Genomic DNA, 24,537 nt, shown 5'->3' with positions numbered 1-24,537 from the left:
CAATATACTACAGCTGTTTGGGATTACAGAAGGCATTTTCTAGCCAGTATGTCATTCAAGATGATGCTAGAGCGTATGTGATTTGGATGCAAAGATTTATAGATGCAAATCTGCTACCAAATGACTTAATTGCAGATTACTTTCAATCCATCACACCCACAGGATACGCACTACTATATAAATCTTTGGCGATTTTGGGAATAAACCCATTATTTACTAGTAAGATATTACCTCTTTTCTTAGGTCTAATCACAACTATTTATTGTTTTTTATTTTGTCGGCAAATCTTGACGAAACCTTCTACAGCATTCATGGCAACTTTGCTCTTAAATCAAAGTTTATGGTTCAAAACAGATTTAGTTTCGGCAACACCCAGAAGCTTTATTTATCCGTTGATGTTAGCTTTTTTTTACTATTTAAATCGTCAATCTTGGTTTGCAGTTACCTTAATAATTATCCTAGAGTCTCTATTTTATCCACTGGCAGTCTTTATTTCGGCAGGAATATTATGCCTCAAACTATGGAGAAAATATATTTTATTACTAAGTATATTGTGTATCGGTTTTTTGGCAATGCTACCGTACATCATATCCTCTTCGGAATATGCTCCTGTAGTGACAGCCAGTCAAGCGTGGAATATGCCGGAACATTGGGTAGAAGGAAGGCATCCTTTTTTTAATCAGAATCCTTGGGTATTTTGGTTAATTGGTCAGCATAGTGGAATTTTACCACCTTTAATGCCGCCTTTGATTTGGTTTTTTTTGCTTTTTCCTTGGATGCGACAAAAATCATCGAAATGGCGATTTATTCAAAGTATTAACCGAGAAAACATTAATCTATTTTGGCAGATAGCTATAGTCTCATTATCTCTTTATTTTGCTGCACATATTATTTTCTTGAAGCTATTTTTTCCAACTAGATATATTTTACATACAGCTAGAATATTATTTTCAGTTCTGAGTGCCATTGTTTTGACAAATATTTTTGATAAAGCAATCAATATATCTAAAAATAATCGCAAATTTGGTTTTATCAACCAGAGAATAGGCTTGAGAATTCTAGCCAGCATATTGCTGATTATCTTACTATTTTATCCAAATTTTCTCAAAACCTACCCCAAAACAGATTATAGAGTTGGGAGACAGGCAAATTTATACGAATTTATTCAAAAACAGCCAAAAGAAACTTTAATTGCTACCCTTGCAGAGGAGGGTGATAATTTACCGATATTTGCTCAAAGATCAGTTCTAATTGCCAAAGAATATGCTTTGCCGTTTCATCTAGATTATTACTCAAAAATTCGTCAACGAAGTCTCGATTTGATCCAGGCACAGTATACTGATAATGTTGCAATCATCCAGCAATTTATCAAAAAATATGATGTAGATTTTTGGCTTTTGGAAAAAGGTACTTTTGAAGTAGAATATTTGATAAGTAAGACCTGGCTTAAAAGTTTTCAACCGCAATTTAATCAAGCATTAACTAATTTACGGCAAACAAAAGAATTACCTTTGAGTCAGCTGATGCAAAGTTGCCACGTCTACCAAGATAATCATTGGACTTTAGTATCAGGTAAATGTTTGATTCAGCAGACTGACAGTAAGTAAACTTAGCCTGTATTATTCTGTGTATTCTTATCTAAATAAATCACAATATATCAAATTATTTATAATTATCAATACTATGACTACTAAAATAGCTGATATCCAAAACTTACTAGCTGATTTAATCTCCCGTTATGGTTCCCTTGTCGATTATCTCATAATTCGTTTGGAAGAATCTGAAGGGACAGATATTGTACTACGTGGTGATAAACTAGAAACCCTCAGTGAAGGTGTTTCCATTGGGGGACAAATTAGAGCATGTTATAAAGGTGGCTGGGGATTAAGTAGTTTCAACCAATTAGCAACAATTACAGATCGGATTGAAGAAGCGATCGCAGCTGCGAGAATGGTAGGTGATGAGGAAACCATACTAGCACCTGTAGCTCCTGTCCAAGCGATATGTCATCTACCACTAACTGGCAGAAATCCCCGACAGATTTCCATTATCGAGAAAAAACAATTATGCGATCGCTATAATGATTTACTCAAGGATATAGATTCTCGAATCACTACCACCTCTGTACGCTATGCTGATAGTTCACAACGGGTAATAATTGCCACCAGTGAAGGTTCCATGATTGAACAATCCTGGGTAGACATGGAAATGCGGTTTGCCGCAACTGCCAGAAACGGGGAAACGGTGCAAACTGGCAGAGAAACAACTGGTTCTCGCAAAGCATTTGAAGATTTAACAGATTTAGATAATCAAGTAAAAAGTGCTGCACAACGGGCAATTTCTGCTTTATCTTTACCATCCATTAAAGGTGACATTTATACCGTAGTTATAGACCCTATACTGACAGGTTTATTCGTCCATGAAGCCTTTGGACACCTTTCAGAAGCCGATATGGCATACGAAAACCCTGATTTTCTAGAGGTTATGACCTTGGGAAGGAAATTTGGTCACGAAGAATTGCAGATATTTGATGGAGCATCTCCAGAAGGACATCGTGGTAGTTATTTTTACGATGATGAGGGCGTACCTGCAACAAATACGCAGTTGATTCAAAACGGTATTTTGGTGGGAAGACTTCATTCCCGCGAAACTGCTGGAAAATTAGGTGAAGCAGCAACAGGCAACGCTAGATGTCTAAATTATCACTATGCACCCATTGTGAGGATGACAAATACCTGGATTGAAAGGGGGAAAACTCCAGTGAAAGACTTATTTAGTGATATTAAACAGGGAGTATATGCCCGTAACTGGTTGGGGGGAATGACAAACGGTGAAATGTTTACATTTAGCGCTGGAGAAGCTTGGATGATTCGCAACGGCGAAATTGCTGAAGCAGTTAAGGATGTCACCCTTTCAGGCAATGTCTTTCAAACTTTAGCTGACATTGAGGGTATAGGTGATGATTTTTACTGGGATGAATCGGGAGGATGTGGAAAAGGAGGGCAAAATGGTTTGCCTGTGGGTTGTGGTGGTCCTAGTTTAAGGATACGTGATGTGGTAGTTGGGGGAGAATAATCTCACCCTACCTAAGCTGGTTTTTCTCTGCCTCCTTCTGGGCAACTTCGCTATATTGTTGATACAACTTAGCCCTAATTTGGGCTTCTTGGTACCGACTATAATCTGGCTGTACTTTACCCATCAAATCTGATGCCCTTTGCCAATTAGCAGCCAATTCTAACCATTGAGTTTTATTCTTTGCAGTCTTTCCAGTAATCGTCGCATCATTAGCAATTCGCACCGCAGCTAAAAAATACTCCTCGGAAGTTCTAATACTGCCGTTATTTGTAGAGTTTTTTGTTACGGCTTTAATTGGGGGTGTAATTGTGGTATAATTTGCATCTCTATTTTTCAATTTAAATTGATTCGCAAATAAAATATAAAATCCCCAACTTGTAGCACCTAAAAATGCAGATACAAACAGGATTGTTAGTAGCCAAGTTAAAAGTGATTTTTTTCTCTTCTTTTTATTATTAATTACAACAATGCTGGAGTTGTAGGTTTTAGGTAAATTAACCCTGACAATCTCTGATTTACGTTCTGGAAAATTTTGAGAAAACTGCTTAAATATGCCAGGTTTTTCTAAATAAATCTCTTCACACCATAACAATTGATTTTCCCCGTCTCGGTGAATTTCATCTAGCCAAAGTAACTGCTGTTCTCGGACAATTCGGCTATTGATATTTACCCGATGAATGTTACGTGGTGCAATTGATTCGAGAGTTTGCTGAATTTTGGAAACTAAACTTGATTTTTCCAGGTTTTCTGTTGTTTGGGCTTCGCAAAGCAGCTGTAACACTCCATCTGCAAAGACAGCCCTAGTTCTCACACCTGAATCAGCTAGTTCCTGATTCAAAATCTGAATAATTGCTGCAACACTTCCCTGACTAGCCTGCCAAGCAATATCATTTATTCGGTCTACCATTATTGGCATCTTATTTATAACGCTCTAACCCTAAACTGTTAATAAGTTTATTTACTAAATAGATTGATGTCGATGATTACAAAACGTTACTGAGAGATTTTATACAACAAATGCTTGAGTTGCCAAATTTTTAGAAGAAACCAGTTACATCCCTATCAGGAGTACAGAATTCTTTTAAATTTGGATTTCCTTGAGATTGGAATCATGTCAAATCAGCATAAATAAGCAGTTAAATATCTATTATAGTGTATGGGATGTAGCACCAAGTGTCAGTAGTTATTTAGCCTAGATTTTAAATCCTTACAGGGTTTGCAATCTACAGGTAAGTTGGGTGGAGGCTTTGCGTAGCTTCTTGCCAACTTTGGAAGCCAATCCGTGTCTACTCATAGAGTACCCAACAGTTATACTTTGAATTTTCCCCAAATATTTTGATGTTGGGTTATTACGCAAATGAGGTGATGAAGTGAACCCAAAAATCGTCGTGCGTCTCAACCCAAACTACAATCCGATGTACTACTTGTTCTTCGGAATTTGTTAACTGTATTGAAATAGTAAATTACTTTTGCAAGGATTCAGATTGATTTTGAGTAGATAGCAAAAAGCGCCTGGGAGTGTGACCGTGTTTCCACCCCAAGCGCTTTTTGTTTTCAACTTACTCCTCACACACCTCTATAATATAGGATGACTTTGGGAAAAGCGCAAGTGTTTTCAATAAAATTTTATATTTGACAAAATTTAGACCAAAAAATCTGGAAACAAGAGTGCTGAAGCGCAACTACATACCTGACAATCAAGACCACATTAACTTTTATGTGGTTAAAGACACGCTCATTTCCCACATCCGGTGAAGTCTTATGAAAATTTGAACCAATATTTTTATATAAACAGCAAAAAGCACCTGGGCGTGTGACCGTGTTTCCACTCCAGGTGCTTCTTGTACTTTCAACTTACTCCTCACACTCCTAGATAGTAAGTTGATCTGAGATAAAATACAAGTAGTTTGGGTGACAGTTTGAAAATTGGTCGATTGAAGTTGGGAATCATCTCCTCAATTCTCCTGTCGAAAGCACCTATAATTTACCAATGCAGTAATATATCTATAATTTCATCATTAAATTTGACTATGACCACCCAACCCCGCCGCTACCACATTACTACCTTCGGTTGCCAGATGAATAAAGCCGACTCGGAACGTATGGCTGGAATTTTAGAGGAAATGGGTTTCGAGTGGTCTGAAGATCCTCATGAGGCAAATTTAGTTCTGTTCAACACCTGTAGCATCCGCGATAATGCTGAACACAAAGTATATTCTTACCTGGGAAGATTAGCACGACGCAAGCATGACGAGCCAGATTTAACTTTGGTGATGGCTGGTTGTGTGGCACAGCAGGAAGGTGAATCTTTACTGCGACGGGTTCCGGAATTGGATTTGGTGATGGGACCTCAACATGCCAATCGGTTGAAAGATTTACTCCAACAGGTTTTTGATGGTAATCAAGTTGTAGCAACTGAAGCGGTGTATATCATGGAGGATATTACCAAACCTCGCCGCGATAGTAGTGTGACATCTTGGGTAAATGTAATCTACGGTTGCAATGAACGCTGTACTTATTGCGTTGTCCCTGGGGTACGTGGTGTAGAACAGTCGCGGACACCGGAAGCAATTCGGGCTGAAATGGAGGAATTGGGAAGGCAAGGTTACAAGGAAGTAACTTTGTTAGGGCAAAATATTGATGCCTATGGACGGGATTTACCTGGCACAACTCCTGAAGGTCGTAATTTGCATACTTTGACGGATTTGCTGTATTTTGTGCATGATGTGCCGGGAATTGAAAGGATACGCTTTGCGACATCTCATCCCCGTTATTTTACTGAACGCTTAATTAAAGCCTGTGCAGAATTGCCTAAGGTTTGTGAGCATTTCCATATCCCTTTCCAATCTGGTGATAATGAAGTGTTGAAACGGATGTCACGAGGTTATACACACGAAAAATACCGCCGGATTATTGATAAAATCCGGGAATATATGCCAGATGCCTCAATTAGTGCAGATGCAATTGTGGGTTTCCCTGGGGAAACAGAGGCTCAATTTGAAAATACACTGAAATTAGTTGCAGATATTGGCTTTGACTTGGTAAATACTGCCGCATATTCTCCACGTCCAAATACACCCGCAGCTTTGTGGGATGAGCAGTTGAGCGAAGAAATTAAACAAGATCGCTTGCAGCAACTTAACCATTTAATCAATGTTACAGCATCAGAGCGATCGCATCGCTACTTGGGACGGGTTGAAGAGATTTTGGTGGAAGAACAAAACCAAAAATATGCGAATCAGGTGATGGGAAGAACAAGAGGTAATCGCTTGACTTTCTTTGATGGCGATATTAACGAGTTGCGAGGTAAGGTAGTAAAGGTAAAAATTACCGAAATCCGCGCTTTTAGCTTAACTGGGGAAGCTGTAGAGGTGCGAGAAGTTGTTTCGGTGTAGAAGTAAAGCCAGATTCGATCTAAGCTAAAACATTGTTGGCTCTAGGCAGAAAATAAACATAATTATATGGCGAACAAAGATATCATCCCGGTGATTGTGAATGGTGCAGCGGGTAAAATGGGGCGTGAAGTGATTAAAGCGATCGCACAATCACCAGACATGCAGTTAATGGGTGCGATTGACAATAATCCGGCACACCAAGACAAGGATGCGGGGGAATTAGCTGGGTTAAGTGAACCCTTGGAAGTGCCAATTACCAACCAATTGGAACCGATGTTGGGATATGTTGCCGGAGAAAGGCAAATGTCACCAGGGGTAATTGTGGATTTCACCCACCCAGATGGAGTATACGATAATGTTCGCAGCGCGATCGCATACGGCATCCGTCCCGTAGTGGGAACCACCGGACTCAGTACAGAACAACTCCAAGACTTAGCCGATTTTGCCGACAAAGCCAGTACAGGTTGCTTAGTTATTCCTAATTTCTCAATTGGGATGGTACTTCTACAGCAGGCAGCAGTTACCGCATCTCGATACTTTGAAAATGTGGAAATTATTGAGTTACACCACAACCAAAAAGCAGATGCACCAAGCGGTACAGCGATTCAAACCGCTCAAATGTTAGCAGAACTAGGTAAACCATTTAACACACCATTAGTAGAAGAAACGGAGAAAATTACCGGGGCAAGGGGTAGCCTTGCAGATGAAGGAATTAGAATCCATAGTATCCGCTTACCTGGTTTAATAGCCCACCAAGAAGTGATTTTTGGCGCTGCCGGACAAATATATACCCTCCGCCATGATACAAGCGATCGCGCTTGCTATATGCCCGGTGTATTACTGGCAATTCGCAAGGTTCTTCAGCTAAAGTCATTAGTATATGGGTTAGAGAAGATACTCTGAATTACACTAGGGATGGGAAATAGAGAATTATCATCTGTCGGTAATTAGCAGTTAGAAACACTTAACTGCTGTCTCCTTCCTCCCATCTCCTGCATTCCGCCATATATTATTTACCTTTAATCCAAAATTACTAATGCTTGTCCCACTGACTCGCCAAAAATTCGAGCAATTAATTCCTACCATTGCCACTGGTCCGCAGTACAAATATTGCTGGGGAAAATTTACTGATTTTTTACGGCGATTATTAATATCCGTAGTAGCAGCAATTGTACTTCTGATAGTCAGATCACTTCTCGGAGATTTGGGTTCCTTTGTCTTTGTATTCGGCTTCTTTGCCGCCCTATATTGGTTGTGGGGTCCGGTATTTATTGCCAGTATCCGAAATCTCAAATGTCGTCGTTATAAATACAGTGGTTTTTTCCAAGGCAGAGTTTTAGATTACTGGATTTCCGAAGAATTAGTTGGTAAACAAGAAACTGTTAATAACAAAGGTGATTTAGTCATCGTTGAAAACCGCGAAAAACGGATCAATTTAGAAATTGGTGATGACAGCGGATTCACTGCCGAAATTCAAGCACCGCTAAGAGTTGCCTATAAAGCCATTGCCCTGGGGCAAATCGCCGAAATGATTGTCATGTCAAATCGACCAGATTTAAGCCAAATCGAAGAAATTAGCGATGTTTACATCCCTAGTCGGGAAATCTGGGTCAGTGATTATCCTTACTTACAGCGTAATTTCTTTATCGAAGTTGGTCTACGTTTGCGTGATGATAACCAAAACCTTCCCCGTCGTCCCCGTCGTGATGATGAGCAAAGAGAAGATAACCCACGTAATCCACGTAACCAGCGACAAAGACGCAGAAATCAAGATGAAGAATACGATTATTAATCAGGTTCATTGTGTTTTTCATGGGGATTTTTAGTTGATTTAAAGATTATTCAATTGAAGCATCCTTGTAGAGACGAGACATGTCACGTCTCTCTTTGTGTATCATCGTTATTTCAGATCCCCGACTTTTTCAAAAAGCCGGGGATTTAAAATCCTTATCGCCATTCACCAGAGACGGTGAAAGCTGACCAATAATAGGGACTTTGCCATTTGGGATCCTGGGATAACTTGATTTGTGCGGCACGCATTGCCGCAGCCGGGGTTTTATTTTCCTGTAACATCTGTTTATAAAATTCCTGCATTAATACTGATGTTCCTTCGTCGTCTACACTCCACAGGGAGACTGCAACTCGTTCTGCACCTGCATACATTAATCCTCTTGTCAACCCAATTAAACCTTCACCGCTGACGTTTTTTCCAAGTCCTGTTTGACAAGCACTCAAAACAACTAATTCGGCTGGGTAATCTCGGTCGAATAAATCCCCCAAACTCAGAAGACCCTTTATTTGCTTGCCTTGTTTGTCAACTAGGGATAGGATAATGCCTGAATTTTCTGGCTTTTCCCCGTCTGCAATGCCGTGGGTAGCAAAGTGGAGAATTTTGAATTGGTTGAGTGCGGGATTAGTTGCCCAGTTGTAATTTGCCTCAAAGTTGAGCGCTTCTAAGATATTTGGAGACTTGTTTAAGGATTTGACAAGATCTAAAATTTTCTTGGCTTCAATTCCACTATTGGGAAGTCTACGCCAACCATTGCGGTTAAGCTTTTTCGCGGAACGTTCTAAAGTAGAACGTTCAACTTCCAGTCCAGAAGTGAGTTGAGATTTTGCTCTTGATGCGGAATTTTGTCTCACACCTTGAAGTTCTGGTGCAAGTTCATCCTTGCAATTTGGATCTGGATTAGTTAAGCGACAGTCGGTATCACTATATACAGGGTCGGCAAGAATAGCTATGGTTTTCGGTGCGGGTGTGCGGTTTGCCAGTTCTTTTCTTTGGGTTGCAAGGGCTGTAACTGAGGGCAAATTGACGATTTCATGATTAATCATCAAAGGTTGGTATGGGGTTGATTTTTGGGTTTGTTTTGTGCCAACGTTTGGGTTTTGTAGAGACGCGAAATTTCGGGTCTCTACATTTGCCTGTGGGGGATTTATGTCAGGTAACGCCGCAAAGGAAACAGTTTGCAATGCACCATCAGCAACAATTAGCAACCGCTTTTTCCCTAACTTGTTAGCGACAGGTGCGAGAATCATTTGACTCAGTTGGGAAGCTGTTTGACTGATTTCATCAGGATGATCTTTGCCATAGGGAGTAGGACTAGCGAGAATCGCATCTCGGAATTTTTCTACTGCTTTTTCAATATCTTTAGCTTTGGGGAGTTCGTAAACTTGGAGTGAATCGGGTGTAACTAACCAGAGATAACTACGTTTCTCTCCAAGGGAATATTGCAACAAGATAGTGTCTTTATCCAGTTGTTGCTGAATTTCAGGTAATTTTAAAATGTCCTTATTCGGATCTGGGTTGATTAATTGAGCATATTTCGGGTTAGAAATTCTGATTTTGGCTTGCAGTTCTTTGTATTGATTGCGAAGATCTACAATTTCTGTGGTGAGTCTTTGAGTCGCATTTTTGATGATGAGTTCGTTTGTATTGGGTGATTTTCCTAAGTTTTCTAGTAGTGTTTCTCTGGCGTTAATTTGTTGTAATAAACTAGTTTCTTGTTGTAATAGTTCTGGGTTTGCACCTTTACGGATTTTGGCGTTGGATTCTTTGAGTAAATCTACTAAACTTCTAGCGCGGGAGCGTTCTGATGTGTTGAGTGCTAATGCATCGTAGCCTTTTGATGGTTGTTTTTTGTGGAGTTCCATCAATAAGTCGATTTTGAATTTGTAGTAATCTTGTTTAGTGGCAAAATAAGAAGTACGCAAGTCTTTGTCATCAACTTTGTTGCGAGAACTTTCAATGATGTCGGTTGCTTGTTGAATATCTTCTAGGGCAACTGTGAGATTACCTCGATCTCGTTCAACCTTTGCCATTTCGTATAAAATGATAGCTTGCTCTGTTGTATTTTTAGTTTTCTGCCGCAGTGCCAAAGATTGTTTGAAAGCTTCAATCGCCTTTTGTGGCTGTTTTATCTCGGCATACACTTTACCCTGGATTCGGTATGCGCTAGCTTGATATGATATGTCTCCAGCTTGACGTGATAGGGATATTAATTGATTGATAGTTTCCAGGGCTTCTGGATATTTTCCTGCGGCTTGATATGCCGAACTCAAATTGTTCAGCGAAAGACGTTCCCCGAATTTAAGTTTCTTTTTACGACATAATGCTAAAGCTTGTTCGGCAGAATCAATTGCTTGTGGATAATTTTTGAGGAATTCATATACTCTGGAAATATTTGTAAGTTTGATGATTTCTGCATTCGCGTTACCTTTTTCATAATTATATTTCAGCGATTGCTGCAAATATTTTAATGCTTCTTTATAATCAATACTTGCTTCATTTGTAGAAGAATTTACTTTTTCAGAAAATTGCCCTCTTATAAAATAAGTCTTAGCAATACCAAGTTTAATTATATCAATAAATGTATCAAACTTTATCTGTTTAGATATCTTCATCGCTTCTTGAAAAGTGCTAAGGCTTTGCTCGTAGTCTCCTAAATCTCTATAAAGACTTGCTAGAGAATACAAAACAGAAACTTCTAGTGTACGGTTTATTTTACTAAAAATATTTACTGCTTTTTTAAAAGCATCTATTGCTTGCTGATATTCGCCCTTAGTCTGATATAAACTACCTATACTTTCAAGAGTAGATGCTACTGATGATGGATTATTTAGGGTTTGAAATTTTGCCAAAGATTTTTGATAAATATCCAGCGCTTTTTCAATGTCACCTAAGTTCGCATAAACACCACCAAGAGCATCCAAACTATTTGCTTCTTCCAGTGGTTCTCCTAATTGATGGGCAAGGGTTAATTGTTGATTTGAATAAACAAGTACCTGTTTATAGTCAAATAATGTGAGATAGCTAGTAGAAATTTCTCGACGATTTAAATACTTTTGAAAAATCAACTTTTTTTTTGTAATTACAGTACATTCTGCTTTCTTTATTTGGCGTTCTTGTTCTGGAACTTGATCTAAATTACAATCTGGAACAATAATTTCTGGATGCTGCTGTATTTTTTGCTCTATTTCGCCTTCTAACTTTAATACTTGCTGAACATATTTATCTACCTGCTGAACTTCGCCTTTCCTAGCGTAAACTGAAGCAATACCAACTAGATTTCCTGATTTTCCTAACAATTTGTTTATTTTTTCATTTATTTCTAATGCTTGCTTGTAAAAATGAATAACTTTATCAGATTCTTGTAATATGCTGTATGTCTGAGCAATTAAAGATAGGATATCTGCTTGTTTTGGTAAATTATTTATATTTTTTGCTATCTCTAAGGCTTCATTATAATATTTGAGCGCCTCTTGAACCTCACCATGTTGAAAATGGATACCAGCTATATAGAATAACGTATCCATTATATGATTTGGGTTATTTTCAGTCCGAGCCAATTTTAATGCCTCGTTGAGAGAATTAAAAGCTTTTTGTTTTTCTCCTAATTCTGTATACACTTGAGCAATTCGCTCCAGAGCCATATTTAGAAGCTCATTATCTTTTAATTCGCGGAAAACGACTAAGGAATTTTCAAGATATTCCACAGCCTTTTTATTTTCACCCAACTTTGAATATATACCTCCAATAGCTAACAGCAAGACAGCTTCAGTTTCACGAACTTGATCAAAAGCAACTTTCACATCTTGTCGCTGATGAATTTTTAATGCTTGTTTGTATTTAGCTATAGCTTGTTTTCGAGATTCTAATGTTCCTTGCTGCTGTAGATTTTGCCCTTCTTTCTGTAACTTGTGTGCTTCCTCTAACAATGCTTTCAACTTAGGATCAACATTTCTATTTACTGGGTTCTCTTTCTTTGTGGCTGGCTGCTGTGCTATTTGTAACTCTGCAAGTTTAGTTCTTGCCCCAACTGAATCTGAGAGAAAAACCATGCTTAATAGACAAATTAAGCTGTAATAGTTGATTTGGCGTAGCGAAAACTTGATAAATCCCTGGTTATTTCTGCACCTATTCATTTTTGAGCCTCAATCAAGATTTTTGGTCGTAGCAAATTAGACCGTATAAATACGGTTATTGGGACAAGAATAATTTTTCTATTTCCGGAGATATACTGAATTATATAGTGGTCAGTTTAAAGCTAAAGTGAAGAGTCAGTAAACCTGGTTTCAGTTTTTGCAACAGGATTTAGATCCCCGACTTCTTGAAGAAATCGGGGATCTTGTGGTACGGGATAAATCTCGTGGCAGCTTAACCTTGCGTCGGTGGTGGAAACCCGGTTTCTTTGGTGGAGGATGAAAAATTGTGGTGTTGAAGGTGGTGAAACCGGGTTTCTGAGATGCTGCTAAGATTAGCGATACCTACGGTGGTAAACTACGCGCTTTACTTAAACCGTAGGAATATTAGGTTATAGGACTTACGCATTGACAGAAAACAATAAATATATGTTGCGGGAAAACCATATTTCTCGTAGGGGTTTAGCAATGCTAAACCCCTACCCCACGGTTAATTTATCGCTAAAAACAAATTGGTCAAAGTCTGAAACAAGCTATTTCGGTGAAATCATACCATGACTAATTTGTACAGTGCGTAACTCCTAGGTTAGTAGTCTTTATGTTAACTTTTTGAAGTTTTCGAGATGAATTCATAATTACTTTATAGTCATGGATTGTTATTTAGTGAAAATAACGAGAAGATGAGGATCTAAAAAATTTCGTCTGTTCCGGAACACCGATAAATACACTTGTATATCAAAAACAAATGTACAGTATCTGAGTTCAATAATCCTATACACCAATGAGTTTTGCATGATTCGACAAACTGCTTTTTGCTTCGCTTTAAGTACGCTTGTCTTTGCTAGCGGGTTGACGGCTAATTCTATCACCAGTCAATCTCAATCCAGTCAATCGGATCAAAGCAAGTCGTTATCAACAGCGTCAAGTAAAGTTGCACCTATTAATAATTTTAAAACTACGGATTTAGAAAAATCAGTTTTTGAGCAAATTAATCGATATCGGGTTGCTAAAGGCTTATCTAAATTAACCCTTGATGCCAGAATTAGTAAGCAAGCCAGGATTCACAGCCAAAATATGGCAGTTGGGAAAGTGCCTTTTAGTCATAAAGGCTTTGAAAAGCGAGTAAATTCAATTTCTATCGGCTATCAAAGTGCATCTGAGAATGTGGCATTTAACCAAGGGTATGATGATCCTGTCGCAGAAGCGGTGAGTGGGTGGATTAAGAGTCCTGGACATTTGGTAAATATTAAAGGGAATTATAATCTGACGGGAGTTGGAGTGGCGGTAAATCGTGAGGGTGAGGTTTACCTAACTCAACTTTTTCTTCGCAGTCGATAGTTTAAGCAAATTTTTGCACAATAAAGTAGTGTTTGCTGGATACTAATGATCTGGTGGACACTATATTTATTTTTGAAGATTCATGACATTATCAGATTTTCAGGCTTGCGATCGCGATCTCGATGAAACTACACTAACTGCGTACCTCCAATCAGATGCCATTGCCGTTGACACGGAAACTATGGGGTTAATTCCCCAACGCGATCGCTTATGCTTAGTACAGCTATGTAATCCGGATGGTAACGTTACAGTCATCCGCGTTGCTAAGGGGCAAACCGCAGCACCAAACTTGAAAAAGCTGCTAGAAGCGGAAAATATTGTCAAAGTTTTCCATTTTGCCCGTTTTGACTTGGCAACCTTACGTCGCTACCTTGATATCTTTGTACAGCCTGTTTTTTGTACCAAAATCGCCAGTAAACTTGCCCGTACCTATACCAATCGTCACGGATTGAAAGATTTAATTAAAGAATTAGAAAAAGTAGAACTTGACAAAACTGCCCAAAGTTCTGATTGGGGAAATGCAGCAAATTTGTCTGACGAACAACTAAGTTATGCCGCCAATGATGTACGCTACCTTTTAGGTGCTAGGCAAAAACTGATGAGTATGCTGCAACGAGAAGAACGTTGGCAATTAGCAGAGGAATCTTTTAAATGCTTACCCACCATAGTTTCTTTGGATTTAAACCAATTTAGTGATTTATTTGAACATTAGGAAAACAGGGAACAGGGAACAGTAAACAGTGAACAAATTTGATAACTGGTAACTGATAACTAGTAACTGATAACTAGTAACTGGTAACTAGTAACTGATAACTGATAACTAGTAACTGGTAACTGATAACTGCTAACTTTTATTACCCATGATGAAATTAATTGCTTTGATTTTTTGCTTATTGTTGGCGTTGGGTTGGGGACAACCTGTAATGGCGCAAACTCAGCCGACGCAGGTGACTCAAGAAGAATTACAGCGCTTGAATGATGTTACGAATCAAGCCTTTGCAGCCACTGACAAGGGGGATTTTGTCACAGCGGAGAACTATTGGACACAAATTCTCGAAGAGTATCCTAATAATGCAGCGGTTTGGAGTAATCGCGGTAATTCGCGGGTAAGCCAGAACAAATTAGAGGCAGCCCTAGGAGATTATAACCGCGCAGCAGAACTAGCACCAAATGTTACAGACCCCTACTTAAATCGAGGTGCAGCGTTAGAGGGCTTGGGTCGGTGGGAAGATGCGATCGCCGATTATAATCATGTATTGGAGATAGATCCCAAAGATGCGATGGCTTACAACAATCGAGGTAATGCCGAAGCTGGATTACGTCAATGGGATAAAGCAATTGCAGATTATCAAAAGTCGGCAGATATTGCCCCTAATTTCGCCTTTGCCCGTGCCAATTATGCCCTAGCATTATACGAAACAGGTGAGAAAGATGAAGCAATTCGTCAAATGAGAAATATTCTGCGTAAATATCCCAAATTTGCAGATGTTCGTGCCTCAATTACCGCAGCACTGTGGGCAAAGGGTGAACAGGGAGAAGCTGAAAGTAATTGGGTGGCAGCAGTAGGATTAGATCCGCGCTACAGAGATATCAATTGGGTAAAAAATACCCGGCGTTGGGCACCTAGTATGGTAGCAGCTTTAGATAAGTTTTTAAAGCTACAGTAATATCAGCTTGGTGAATGATTGTTCATTAGGGTGTAAAAGATTACACCCTAGTTTTGGATAATTAACTCATCCCTAAAAAAAATAGTACCAGTCGAAAAAAAGAATTTTTATGATTCCGAACTGCTGCTAACTTGTTCCAAAAGTGCAGCAACATCACTACGACTGAGCTTTTCCTTGCCCAGTGCGATCGCATCCAGGGTACCATAGGCTAAAGCTAAGGGAATCTGACAAAAATCCAAGGCTGGACCCTTGGGTAAAGACTGGGTATAAGCATCTGCTAAAATTAAATTTCGTCTTGCATAAGCTTGGATTGCCGAAGCATCCCAACCTGAAGGCATAAAATTTACTCCCCTGCTAAAGTCTTCGTTATGGTTACGAACAATATTCACCGCTTGCAAACCTCGTCCAAAGCCGATAGCATGGGTGCGGTTGGTTTTTGTACCATCAAACCAACTCCACAAATCGGAAAGCATTAAACCCACAGCACCTGCAACACCAAAAGTATACCGATCCAAATCGGCTTCATTATCAATTCTCCAATTGCGTTCTGCCCAATATGCCATTCTTTCAGACATTGCGGCTGTTGCGTCCCAGATCCGTGGAGCAATAGTTTCTGGTGCCAGAATTGACCACTCCCGAATCCGTAATGTTACTTCGGGCAAAATGTCTTCATAACCATAAAAACTATCAGCAAATGCATCCGCGACAAAGCCGTCAACACCTGCTTGGAGAGTTAAACTAATTTTTCTTAAGATTTTTGCTTTGGATTCAACATCAAGGGTAGGATGATCTTCAACTTCATCGATTGCCCGCATACATAAATAAGCTGAAGCAACTCCTTCCTGTAAGCATCTTGGTAAACGCACAATGGGAATATAAAAGGTTCTGCTGGTTTCTTTTAATATTTCTAAAGCATCATTGCGTAAATCCATGTTTCACACTCCTCACAATTATTGTCCCCTCAGTCTGAAGTTTCTAGCCTTCTGGATAATGTCTATTTATTTTTAATTAAAATTTAAGAGTTGATTCGCGTTTACTCAAAGTATAGGATATTGGAGGTAAATTTCCATGTGGATATTCCTTCTAAGCTGTATTCAAGTTTGGCAAGTTTAGAACTAAACTTAATTGGTTTTGATGTCCATCCAATTTTTTGTAAAAACCATATCAGCATGTGTATCTTTAACAACTAGAAAAAGCAAATTTTCGTCTTTAGTTTTAGATAATGCCTAATTTGTCAAGGTCAGTTAATTGTATTGTTACATTTTGTATACATCCAGATTTCAAATTTAGCTTCTGAAGCCAAAACCGTTTCCAACGAACCATATTGTTGAATGCAAAATTTCTCAAATTCTGTGATTACCTGTTCAAAGATATTATCAGATATTTGCCAACATAACCCATAAGCCCGTAATTTCAAACACCTGAGTAATTCCTCAACTGTATTAGTAACTAACCATTTTTTCGCAATCGAGTAGTTTCCTTGATATCCCTGACTTTGGAGGTAAGCATCAACGTTGATTTCAGTAATTGAGTTAGGTGATTGTTGTCTTGAGAAAGGTTGATATTTAGCCAATATAGCCCGAAAGTGGTTTTCAAACTCCAACCTAGCTAGAGGTGTCAACCATTGACAGTTAAGATAAAATCCCCCTATTTTAGTTATCTGCATTACTTGATTGAGAAACTCTTGCCAGTTATGAACAGCATGAATCATATGGCAAGTTATCACAACATCAAAACTCTGATTCGGAAAAGGTAATAGTGATGCGTCTGTCTGGATTAATGTTAAGTTATCAGGAATTTCCTGGAACTTATAGCGAAACTGATTCAACATTGATTCAGATATATCAACTCCTGTAACTGGATACCCAAGTTTCACTAAAGGAAAAACATTTAAACCTGTACCCACCCCTGGTTCTAAAAAGGAAGTGTCAGGAGTTGCATTCACCAATTTGAGTATATAGTTGATGACATCTTCGGCTATTGCTGCTGTTAACCATCGAGTCTCGTCGTAAATATGGGCAATATTGTTATAGTAGTTTGACTTTTGCACCATAATTTTAGATTTAGTTGGCAATTGTAAGTTCTAAAATAAACGATTAAAGTCGATAAATCAGGATATTTACATCTGAATAATCGAAAATAGTTACAGAATGCAGTAGAAAATAGAATTGTGTGCTAATTATTATTGTTCAAAATTTTTCTGTTGACTTAATTTCTCGCAAATCTGCTGTATACCTTCCTAATGCCAATAGGGGAAAATATTGCTGGTACATATGATATTTCAAATAAAAATGACAAGGGAAACCTGTTCCTGTGAATTCTGATTCGTACCAACTTCCATCTTCCTGTTGTGTGTCTAATAAATAATTAATTCCCCTCTCAATTGCCACCTTCATCCAATCTTCTGTTATCACTTCGTCTGCGGCAATTAAACCCAAGATTGCCCAAGCTGTTTGAGATGCAGTACTATTACCTTTTCCTTTCAAACTTGCATCGTTGTAACTACGACAGGTTTCACCCCATCCCCCATCAGGGTTTTGACATTGAATCAACCAAGTAGCACCTCGCTGGATATTTGCTTGATGCTTGTGAGGGTTTACCAAAGCTAAAGCGGCTATGACTCCGCTGGTACCATATATATAGTTAACTCCCCATCTCCCAAACCAACAACCTTCAGATTCCTGTTCTTTGATCAGGTATTCGAGGGCGCGTTCCAAGTTAGGATGGGGAATAGATAGATGACATGCACCCAACATCTCAATTACCCTAGCTGTAACATCTGCTGTATTGGGGTCAATCATTGCCTTCAAATCGGCATAGGGTAATAAATTCAGCCAATCTTGGTTATTATTCAGATCAAAAGCTGCCCAACCACCAGCTTCACACTGCATAGAAGCTACCCAATCTAAAGCACGTTCGATTGCTGCTGTTTTTAAGTTTTCATTTGGTAACTTGGCAACATCCAATGCCATTACCACCACTGCGGTATCATCAACATCAGGATAGAAACGATTTTCAAATTCAAAAGCCCAAGCACCAGGTTTTCCATGACGGTTTTTTACAGCCCAATCACCATAATCGAGAATCTGTTTTTGCAGTAACCATTCACCAGCCTTAACTATCGCCGGATGATCTGATGGTACACCGGATGCAACAAGCGATCGCATTACCCAAGCAGTGTCCCAAACTGGTGAAACACAGGGTTGTACACAATAACTCGAATCGGTTTCGATGGCAAAATTATCAATTGCTGTTAGTCCCCGCTGTACAATCGGGTCATTGACATCGTAACCCAAACTCCGCAACGCCAAGAGTGAATTTAACATGGGGGGAATTATTCCCGCCCAATCCCCTGTAGCTTCTTGACGTTCTAAAATCCATTTCTCGGCAGCTTCTATTCCAGCTTTTCGCAAAGGTACCAAATTCCAGCTTTCGGCAAATTTAAAGACTTGATCTAACCCCAAGAATACATCAGTCCAATCATAGTTTTTTGGGATTTCATACTTAACATTTTCAATCCCTTCTGTGTATAGTTCATCCAGGGTAATCCCCGGATTTGTAACATACACAGGCTTTTTGTCAAAAACAATCAGTAAAGGTACCGTACTAGAACGTGCCCAGCTTGATAATTCATAAATACTAAACCAGGGATTATCTGGTAGTAGCATCACCCAAGGAGGCAAAGAAGGGACACCACGCCAACTGTAGCAGCCAATCAAAGCTAAGTGAAACTTTGTAAAGATGCGAGTCTTAGAAATACCACCATGTTGGAGAATAAAATCACGGGCACGGATCATGGCTGCATCGTCTGCCGTGACTCCCAATAATTTCAGCGCCATATAAGCCTCCACCGAGGTGCTAATTTCGCCCCCATCACCATAAAATAACTCCCATCCACCATGTTCCCGTTGTTGAGAACGCAGATATGCTTCAATTTTGTTCAGGGGTCTAGATGTATCAGTTCCCCAGATTTTGTGGAGAAGCACAGCTTCAGCAGTAATGGTGACATTAGATTCTAATTTTGACCACCAAAAACCATCCCCATATTGGCGTGATAGCAAATAGTTTTGGCTAGATGCGATACTTTGGGAAAGTCGTAAAGCCAATTGACTCTCACTCTGTAACGGTGTTTGATGATTACTTTCCCTGTCTTGAATTTGCATGTAGGGATTACTCAACCTGAAATAATAGTGGGAACATTGCACTACTTCGGTGACATTGTATTTTCCTATAGAAACAGTATATTTGGCAAGATATTTATGAATACAATGCTGGTGGCTGTAGCTTTTTTATCTTTATTGATTTGGCTATTTTTACTGTTTTTTCGTGGTAGATTCTGGGATGCAAAGACGATTTTGGAAAAGGAAGAGATTAGAGAAAATACTGAATTTATAAGCAATCAAGTATTAAATAATTTCAAGTTTCAAAAACCTTTGATTTGTGCAGTAATTCCAGCAAGGAACGAAGCAGAACTAATTTCAGCTACAATGGGTTCACTTTGTGACTCTTTGAAAGTATTGGGAGATATATCTACCAAAATTTACCTAGTAGACGATCACAGCACAGATGAAACAGCTAAAATAGCCAGAGAAACCGCTGCAAGTCTAAATCAACAAGAAAATTTCCAAATTATCTCCGCAGAACCCCTTCCCCCCGGTTGGAGTGGCAAACTATGGGCAATGGAACAAGGTATTCAAGCTGCAAGCAAAAATACACCCGATTATATTCTCCTTACCGATGCTGATATTCAACATCATCCAGATACCATTCAGCGGTTAATCAACAAAGCTGTAATCGAAGACTTGGATTTGGTTTCCGTGATGGTGCAACTGAGATGCGAAAGCTTTTGGGAACAGCTTTTAATACCTGCATTTGTCTTTTTCTTCCAAAAACTTTACCCATTTTTCTGGGTAAATAATCCTAGTAAATCCACTGCCGCAGCCGCCGGAGGTTGTATATTAATACGCCACCAAGCCCTCGAAGGAATTGGCGGAATTCAGGTAGTCAAAGAAGCCCTAATTGATGATTGTTCTTTAGCGACTGCCATCAAAAAAAAGGGGAAAATTTGGCTAGGACTTAGCACCTCAACCCTGAGTTTACGTCCCTATCCACATCTCAGTAATATTTGGGATATGATTGCCCGTACAGCATTTACTCAACTCAACTATTCACCACTATTATTAGTTGGTACTGTAATTGGGATGGTGATCATTTATTTAGTTCCGGTATTTGCCTTAGGGTATGGGATTTTGGCTGCAAATTGGTTATTGGCAGCCAGTGGTTTAGGCACATATATGATCATGATCATCGCCTATACTCCCACAATCCGACTGTATAAATGTCCTCCCCTATTTAGCCTCTGTTTACCAATCATCGGATTTCTTTACACCTTGATGACAATAGACTCAGCATTTCGACATTGGCAAGGGAAAGGAGGTGCATGGAAAGGCAGAGTTTATCAATCAACAACACGCTGAAGGTGATTTATTTTACATTCTTTCTAACACCCGAATTCCTAACAAAGATAAACCCAGTTTTAGCGTTCTCGCGGTTAAATCGCATAATGCTAACCGCGAGGTGCGTACAGGTTCTTCCGATTTCAAAACTGGGCAGTTTTCATAGAACTTGTTAAATTTATCACTGAGATTGTATAGATATTCACATAGACGATTTGGTAATAGTTCTTGCTCAACTTCGGCAATGACTTGATCCAGTTGTAATATGTGCTTTGCCAGGGTAAATTCAGCTTCTTCCTTTAAAAAGATTTTGACATTTGCTCCCAAATTGAGAAAATCTATATTACCTTCCCTAGCAATTCCTTGGGTGCGGACGTATGCGTAAAGCATGTAGGGTGCCGTATTCCCTTTCAATGACAACATCCGATCAAAGCTAAATTTATAGTCGGTGGTGCGATTTTGACTCAAATCAGCGTATTTCACAGCGCTGATACCAACCACCTCAGCAACATTACTGATAAATTCCTCAGTTTCTTGGCGTTCCTCTGCCTGTAAACGGGCTTCCAAGTCGGCACGCGATCGCGCGATCGCTTCATCTAACAAATCCCGTAACCTTACCACATCCCCAGAACGGGTTTTAAATTTTTTCCCATCTTCCCCCAACACCAAGCCGAAGGGTACATGAACTATTTCCACATCATCGGGAATCCATCCAGCTTTGCGGGCAACCTGAAATACACCAGTAAAGTGTCCCGCTTGTCCAGAGTCAGTAACATAAATTAACCGCTGTGCCTGATCCTGTTGCAAGCGGTAACGCAATGCAGCTAAATCGGTAGTGGCATAATTGTATCCACCGTCTGTTTTCTGGACAATTAGCGGTAGAGGTTGACCCTCTTTATTGGTGAAGCCTTCCAAAAATACAACTTTGGCACCTTGGGATTCTTCCAGCAAACCAGCTTTATCTAAATCTGCAACTACAGCAGCTAAGTAGGAGTTGTAGAAAGATTCTCCCCGTTCTTTGACGTTAATATCCAAAATATCGTAAATAATTTGGAACTCTTGGCGGGATTGTTCACACAGCAACTTCCAAGCCCGAATTGTATCTTCCGCCCCAGCCTGTAATTTGACAACTTCCTCGCGGGCTGTTTTTTGGAAGGTTTCATCCCCATCAAACCTGGCTTTTGCCTTTTTGTAGAATTCCACCAAATCCCCAATATCCAAAGCATTAGCAGTTGTCAACGCTTCGGGGCAAACTTCCCGCAGATATGTAATCAACATCCCAAACTGCGTACCCCAATCACCAACATGATTTAGCCGCAACACATCATGTCCTTGGAATTCCAAAATTCGGGCAATACTATCCCCAATGATAGTTGACCGCAAATGCCCAACGTGCATTTCCTTAGCAATATTGGGGCTGGAAAAATCCACAATTTCCCGCTTTGGGTTTTTGGTGATGGGTACACCCAAGCGAGGATCAGTTTGAATGCGATTAAGTTGAGCTTCTAAATACTCAGTTTTCAGGCGAATATTAATAAAACCAGGTTCTGCAATCTCCAACGCTTCGCAAATATCCGACACATCTAAATTTTCCACAATTGCCGTTGCCACAGCACGGGGTTGTTGTCCGAGTTTTTTTGCCAATGATAAAGACACATTGGACTGATAGTCACCAAACTTAGGATTATTTGTCGTCATCAACATCGGATCAGCTTCAGCATACTCCGCGCCAAAAGCCGTTCCCATCGCTGCCTTAATTTTTAACTTTAATTGTTCTTGTGTAGCGTTCATGTCTATTAATATCACACTACAGGGAATTCTATCCTGAATTACACCATCGCAACATCATCACGATTCACCAAATATTAATGTGTTTTCCAGTTAAGCGATCGCAAAGCAGCAACACTCTTGCAAAATCAAATAAATAGCCCAGAATCGACATGAAAAAACTCCCCTAAAGCTTTAGCCTGGGTTTTGCTAATTTCTCGCTTGCCATTGACAACTTCCGAAGTCACTCCACTGGAACCCAGAACCCCTACTAAATCAGCTTGTTTTAAATTACGAGCTTCCATCAAATGTAGCAGCATGGAGTGGGGATTTGATTCACCCATTGGGTATTGTTCATCTTCATATTTTTCAATTAAAGCGATCAAAAGTTCATACAACACAGATTCTTCCGCCGTTTTGTTTTGACGGTGTGCTAGTTTCTCAGCGAGTGCGATCGCATGTTCGTTTTCTTCGTCTGTTTTAATGACTTTCGGCTGGTACTCTACCAGTAAATTAGCATAAATGTCGGGATTAATAGTAAGGGTCATTTTTCCACTTATCTTTGTCGTATTCGGCATGAGTTAAAATATATTTGATAAAAATTGTGGCTTCATCATAGACAATATCTACTATCAAACGGTAATTATTGCCTTTGATATTAAAAACTGTAAAATTGCCTACTGCCTCTGCTGTTGAGTAACTTGCTTGTACTTCAGCCAGATTCGACCACTCAGCCTTTGTCGCAACCTTATACCAATTATCGAGTGCATCATAGGAATCTGTATGTTGTTCCCAGAATTTTCTCAGTTTTTTACGACTGATTACGTGCATTAAACTATTAACTTATTTTTATTTTAGAGTATTTATTTTTATTTTAGAGTATATGCTCTCATTATGAGAGGAATAAAGTCAAATATTTTTAGCATTTGCGTAGCCACTTCCTGTGTAGTATCACACAAAATTATCAATGTTGCCGTTTCAACTCTAGCAAAGGACAATCCACAGGGAGCATCTGACTTTTTCACTTGTCATTGCGATCGCTTAAGCAGCTCAACGTTGGTGTTTAGCTGGCAAATCCGGGTAGAAACGAATAGCACTTTGCACATCTTAACTATGGAGTAAAATGAGAATACTCCCAGATGAATCAAGTAAGTTATGTCAGCGAAGGACAAATTTCACGGTATTGTGAGATTCGCTTTGGAAAAAGACGGGTGGAATATTACAAACGACCCTCTATATATTGATTTTGGTCAAGTTCAGATGCGTATCGATTTGGGAGCAGAGAAGTTAGTTGCAGCAGAAAAGGAAGGGGAAAGAATTGCTGTTGAAATCAAAAGTTTTCTAAATCCATCAGCTATCACCGATTTTCATCTTGCTCTCGGACAATTCCTTAACTACCGTACTGCTCTTAGGGAAAAAGAACCAGAACGTAAGCTATATTTAGCTGTTGATGCAGAAACCTATAATGATTTTTTTACGCTTCCGTTTCTACAGCTTCAAATTCAAGAATTTCAATTAAAGCTGGTAGTTTACGATACTGAAACTCAGGAGATAGTAAGATGGATAAGTTAGAAAAATATAGGGAGTACATTCAGCAACTTTTGACAAAATATGGTAGTTATAAACCTTCCTATGGCGATGTAGAAGTAGAACAAATATTTGATACTGTACGCGATCATTATCAACTTGTTAATGTAGGCTGGGAAAATAAACGTCGTGTATATGGCTGTTCAATACACATTGATATCAAGGATGAAAAAATTTGGATTCAGTGGAATGGAACCGAGATAAATATTGCGGAAGAGTTAGTTTTAATGGGAGTTCCAAAACAAAATATTGTGATCGGATTTCATTCACCTTATAAAAGACAATTTACAGATTTTGCTGTTGGTTAGGAAGTAATGAATAAAAGAGCGA

20 protein-coding genes are annotated in these 24,537 nt (G+C 39.2%); 12 read left to right on the top strand and 8 right to left on the bottom strand.

The genetic code is table 11. From position 1 onward, the window contains the following. Window positions 1-17 precede the first annotated feature (17 nt). On the top strand, window positions 18-1,607 hold the full coding sequence (locus CAL6303_RS18320) for a hypothetical protein (RefSeq protein WP_144051063.1): 1,590 nt from the start codon (window positions 18-20) through the stop codon (window positions 1,605-1,607). A 76-nt stretch (window positions 1,608-1,683) separates the two neighbouring features. Further along, complete coding sequence (locus CAL6303_RS18315) at window positions 1,684-3,075, top strand: TldD/PmbA family protein (RefSeq protein WP_015199310.1); 1,392 nt, start codon at window positions 1,684-1,686, stop codon at window positions 3,073-3,075. Between the two features lie 7 nt (window positions 3,076-3,082). On the opposite strand, the gene CAL6303_RS18310 is transcribed toward CAL6303_RS18315, so the two are convergent. Continuing rightward, on the bottom strand, window positions 3,083-3,982 hold the full coding sequence (locus CAL6303_RS18310) for a hypothetical protein (protein WP_015199309.1): 900 nt from the start codon (window positions 3,980-3,982) through the stop codon (window positions 3,083-3,085). 1,123 nt (window positions 3,983-5,105) lie between these two features. Here CAL6303_RS18310 and miaB point away from each other — a divergent pair. The 3 genes from miaB (at window position 5,106) to CAL6303_RS18295 (ending at window position 8,262) form a co-directional block, all read left to right on the top strand. Next, the gene (gene miaB / locus CAL6303_RS18305; protein ID WP_015199308.1) at window positions 5,106-6,470 is read left to right on the top strand and encodes a tRNA (N6-isopentenyl adenosine(37)-C2)-methylthiotransferase MiaB; all 1,365 of its coding nucleotides are present in this window, start codon (window positions 5,106-5,108) and stop codon (window positions 6,468-6,470) included. A 66-nt stretch (window positions 6,471-6,536) separates the two neighbouring features. After that, a complete protein-coding gene (gene dapB / locus CAL6303_RS18300) occupies window positions 6,537-7,373 on the top strand; it encodes a 4-hydroxy-tetrahydrodipicolinate reductase (protein WP_015199307.1) in 837 nt (278 codons plus the stop codon). A gap of 133 nt (window positions 7,374-7,506) precedes the next feature. After that, the gene (locus CAL6303_RS18295) at window positions 7,507-8,262 is read left to right on the top strand and encodes a hypothetical protein (RefSeq protein ID WP_015199306.1); all 756 of its coding nucleotides are present in this window, start codon (window positions 7,507-7,509) and stop codon (window positions 8,260-8,262) included. A gap of 155 nt (window positions 8,263-8,417) precedes the next feature. Here CAL6303_RS18295 and CAL6303_RS18290 read toward each other — a convergent pair whose 3' ends face one another. Next, the gene (locus CAL6303_RS18290; protein WP_015199305.1) at window positions 8,418-12,395 is read right to left on the bottom strand and encodes a CHAT domain-containing tetratricopeptide repeat protein; all 3,978 of its coding nucleotides are present in this window, start codon (window positions 12,393-12,395) and stop codon (window positions 8,418-8,420) included. A 157-nt stretch (window positions 12,396-12,552) separates the two neighbouring features. Between CAL6303_RS18290 and CAL6303_RS31505 the strand changes: the two genes are divergently transcribed. The 4 genes from CAL6303_RS31505 to CAL6303_RS18275 all read left to right on the top strand — a co-directional run bounded on the left by CAL6303_RS31505 (window position 12,553) and on the right by CAL6303_RS18275 (window position 15,397). Then, a complete protein-coding gene (locus tag CAL6303_RS31505) occupies window positions 12,553-12,675 on the top strand; it encodes a hypothetical protein (RefSeq protein ID WP_255348427.1) in 123 nt (40 codons plus the stop codon). 509 nt (window positions 12,676-13,184) lie between these two features. Continuing rightward, on the top strand, window positions 13,185-13,730 hold the full coding sequence (locus CAL6303_RS18285) for a CAP domain-containing protein (RefSeq protein ID WP_015199304.1): 546 nt from the start codon (window positions 13,185-13,187) through the stop codon (window positions 13,728-13,730). Window positions 13,731-13,812: 82 nt separating this feature from the next. Further along, window positions 13,813-14,442 carry a ribonuclease H-like domain-containing protein gene (locus tag CAL6303_RS18280; RefSeq protein WP_015199303.1) on the top strand — a complete coding sequence of 210 codons (630 nt, stop codon included), beginning with the start codon at window positions 13,813-13,815 and terminating at the stop codon, window positions 14,440-14,442. Window positions 14,443-14,590: 148 nt separating this feature from the next. Beyond that, window positions 14,591-15,397, top strand: coding sequence for a tetratricopeptide repeat protein (locus tag CAL6303_RS18275; RefSeq protein WP_015199302.1), 807 nt, complete (start codon window positions 14,591-14,593; stop codon window positions 15,395-15,397). Between the two features lie 107 nt (window positions 15,398-15,504). Here the strand turns inward: CAL6303_RS18275 and CAL6303_RS18270 are convergent, their stop codons facing one another. From CAL6303_RS18270 to shc, 3 genes are all read right to left on the bottom strand, one after another. Next, entirely contained in the window at window positions 15,505-16,329 is an 825-nt protein-coding gene (locus tag CAL6303_RS18270; protein ID WP_015199301.1) for a squalene/phytoene synthase family protein, read from the bottom strand. Between the two features lie 308 nt (window positions 16,330-16,637). Then, window positions 16,638-17,450 (bottom strand): class I SAM-dependent methyltransferase, encoded by an 813-nt coding sequence (locus tag CAL6303_RS18265; protein WP_015199300.1) that lies wholly within the window; start codon window positions 17,448-17,450, stop codon window positions 16,638-16,640. A gap of 136 nt (window positions 17,451-17,586) precedes the next feature. Continuing rightward, entirely contained in the window at window positions 17,587-19,560 is a 1,974-nt protein-coding gene (gene shc / locus CAL6303_RS18260; protein WP_015199299.1) for a squalene--hopene cyclase, read from the bottom strand. Between the two features lie 96 nt (window positions 19,561-19,656). Between shc and CAL6303_RS18255 the strand changes: the two genes are divergently transcribed. Then, window positions 19,657-20,874 (top strand): glycosyltransferase, encoded by a 1,218-nt coding sequence (locus CAL6303_RS18255; RefSeq protein ID WP_015199298.1) that lies wholly within the window; start codon window positions 19,657-19,659, stop codon window positions 20,872-20,874. A 12-nt stretch (window positions 20,875-20,886) separates the two neighbouring features. Here CAL6303_RS18255 and argS read toward each other — a convergent pair whose 3' ends face one another. The 3 genes from argS to CAL6303_RS18240 form a co-directional block, all read right to left on the bottom strand. Beyond that, on the bottom strand, window positions 20,887-22,644 hold the full coding sequence (argS, locus tag CAL6303_RS18250) for an arginine--tRNA ligase (protein WP_015199297.1): 1,758 nt from the start codon (window positions 22,642-22,644) through the stop codon (window positions 20,887-20,889). Window positions 22,645-22,769: 125 nt separating this feature from the next. Continuing rightward, window positions 22,770-23,168 (bottom strand): helix-turn-helix domain-containing protein, encoded by a 399-nt coding sequence (locus CAL6303_RS18245; protein ID WP_015199296.1) that lies wholly within the window; start codon window positions 23,166-23,168, stop codon window positions 22,770-22,772. Continuing rightward, window positions 23,152-23,451: a type II toxin-antitoxin system HigB family toxin gene (locus CAL6303_RS18240; protein WP_015199295.1), complete on the bottom strand. Its 300-nt coding sequence runs from the start codon at window positions 23,449-23,451 to the stop codon at window positions 23,152-23,154. Before CAL6303_RS18240 ends, CAL6303_RS18245 begins: the two co-directional genes overlap by 17 nt. A 324-nt stretch (window positions 23,452-23,775) precedes the next feature. Here CAL6303_RS18240 and CAL6303_RS18235 point away from each other — a divergent pair, with 324 nt between their 5' ends. Both CAL6303_RS18235 and CAL6303_RS18230 read left to right on the top strand, forming a co-directional pair. Next, the gene (locus CAL6303_RS18235; protein ID WP_015199294.1) at window positions 23,776-24,192 is read left to right on the top strand and encodes a XisH family protein; all 417 of its coding nucleotides are present in this window, start codon (window positions 23,776-23,778) and stop codon (window positions 24,190-24,192) included. After that, window positions 24,180-24,515: a XisI protein gene (locus CAL6303_RS18230; RefSeq protein ID WP_015199293.1), complete on the top strand. Its 336-nt coding sequence runs from the start codon at window positions 24,180-24,182 to the stop codon at window positions 24,513-24,515. Before CAL6303_RS18235 ends, CAL6303_RS18230 begins: the two co-directional genes overlap by 13 nt. Window positions 24,516-24,537 lie beyond the last annotated feature (22 nt).

The organism is Calothrix sp. PCC 6303, from assembly GCF_000317435.1.
In the GTDB taxonomy this organism is placed as follows: Bacteria; Cyanobacteriota; Cyanobacteriia; order Cyanobacteriales; family Nostocaceae; genus PCC-6303.
Note: the sequence above shows the minus strand (reverse complement) of the source record. Positions and strands in the feature narration are given on the sequence as shown.

Excerpts from the sequence above, each read along its gene's own strand:
- CAL6303_RS18290 (WP_015199305.1), bottom strand. The coding sequence starts at position 12,395 with ATGAATAGGTGCAGAAATAACCAGGGATTTATCAAGTTTTCGCTACGC.
- CAL6303_RS18275 (WP_015199302.1), top strand. The coding sequence starts at position 14,591 with ATGATGAAATTAATTGCTTTGATTTTTTGCTTATTGTTGGCGTTGGGT.
- CAL6303_RS18295 (WP_015199306.1), top strand. The coding sequence starts at position 7,507 with ATGCTTGTCCCACTGACTCGCCAAAAATTCGAGCAATTAATTCCTACC.
- CAL6303_RS18265 (WP_015199300.1), bottom strand. The coding sequence starts at position 17,450 with ATGGTGCAAAAGTCAAACTACTATAACAATATTGCCCATATTTACGAC.
- dapB (WP_015199307.1), top strand. The coding sequence starts at position 6,537 with ATGGCGAACAAAGATATCATCCCGGTGATTGTGAATGGTGCAGCGGGT.
- CAL6303_RS18255 (WP_015199298.1), top strand. The coding sequence starts at position 19,657 with ATGAATACAATGCTGGTGGCTGTAGCTTTTTTATCTTTATTGATTTGG.
- CAL6303_RS18230 (WP_015199293.1), top strand. The coding sequence starts at position 24,180 with ATGGATAAGTTAGAAAAATATAGGGAGTACATTCAGCAACTTTTGACA.
- CAL6303_RS18270 (WP_015199301.1), bottom strand. The coding sequence starts at position 16,329 with ATGGATTTACGCAATGATGCTTTAGAAATATTAAAAGAAACCAGCAGA.
- CAL6303_RS18310 (WP_015199309.1), bottom strand. The coding sequence starts at position 3,982 with ATGGTAGACCGAATAAATGATATTGCTTGGCAGGCTAGTCAGGGAAGT.
- CAL6303_RS18280 (WP_015199303.1), top strand. The coding sequence starts at position 13,813 with ATGACATTATCAGATTTTCAGGCTTGCGATCGCGATCTCGATGAAACT.
- CAL6303_RS18245 (WP_015199296.1), bottom strand. The coding sequence starts at position 23,168 with ATGACCCTTACTATTAATCCCGACATTTATGCTAATTTACTGGTAGAG.
- CAL6303_RS18235 (WP_015199294.1), top strand. The coding sequence starts at position 23,776 with ATGTCAGCGAAGGACAAATTTCACGGTATTGTGAGATTCGCTTTGGAA.
- CAL6303_RS18315 (WP_015199310.1), top strand. The coding sequence starts at position 1,684 with ATGACTACTAAAATAGCTGATATCCAAAACTTACTAGCTGATTTAATC.
- argS (WP_015199297.1), bottom strand. The coding sequence starts at position 22,644 with ATGAACGCTACACAAGAACAATTAAAGTTAAAAATTAAGGCAGCGATG.
- miaB (WP_015199308.1), top strand. The coding sequence starts at position 5,106 with ATGACCACCCAACCCCGCCGCTACCACATTACTACCTTCGGTTGCCAG.
- CAL6303_RS18285 (WP_015199304.1), top strand. The coding sequence starts at position 13,185 with ATGATTCGACAAACTGCTTTTTGCTTCGCTTTAAGTACGCTTGTCTTT.
- CAL6303_RS18240 (WP_015199295.1), bottom strand. The coding sequence starts at position 23,451 with ATGCACGTAATCAGTCGTAAAAAACTGAGAAAATTCTGGGAACAACAT.
- shc (WP_015199299.1), bottom strand. The coding sequence starts at position 19,560 with ATGCAAATTCAAGACAGGGAAAGTAATCATCAAACACCGTTACAGAGT.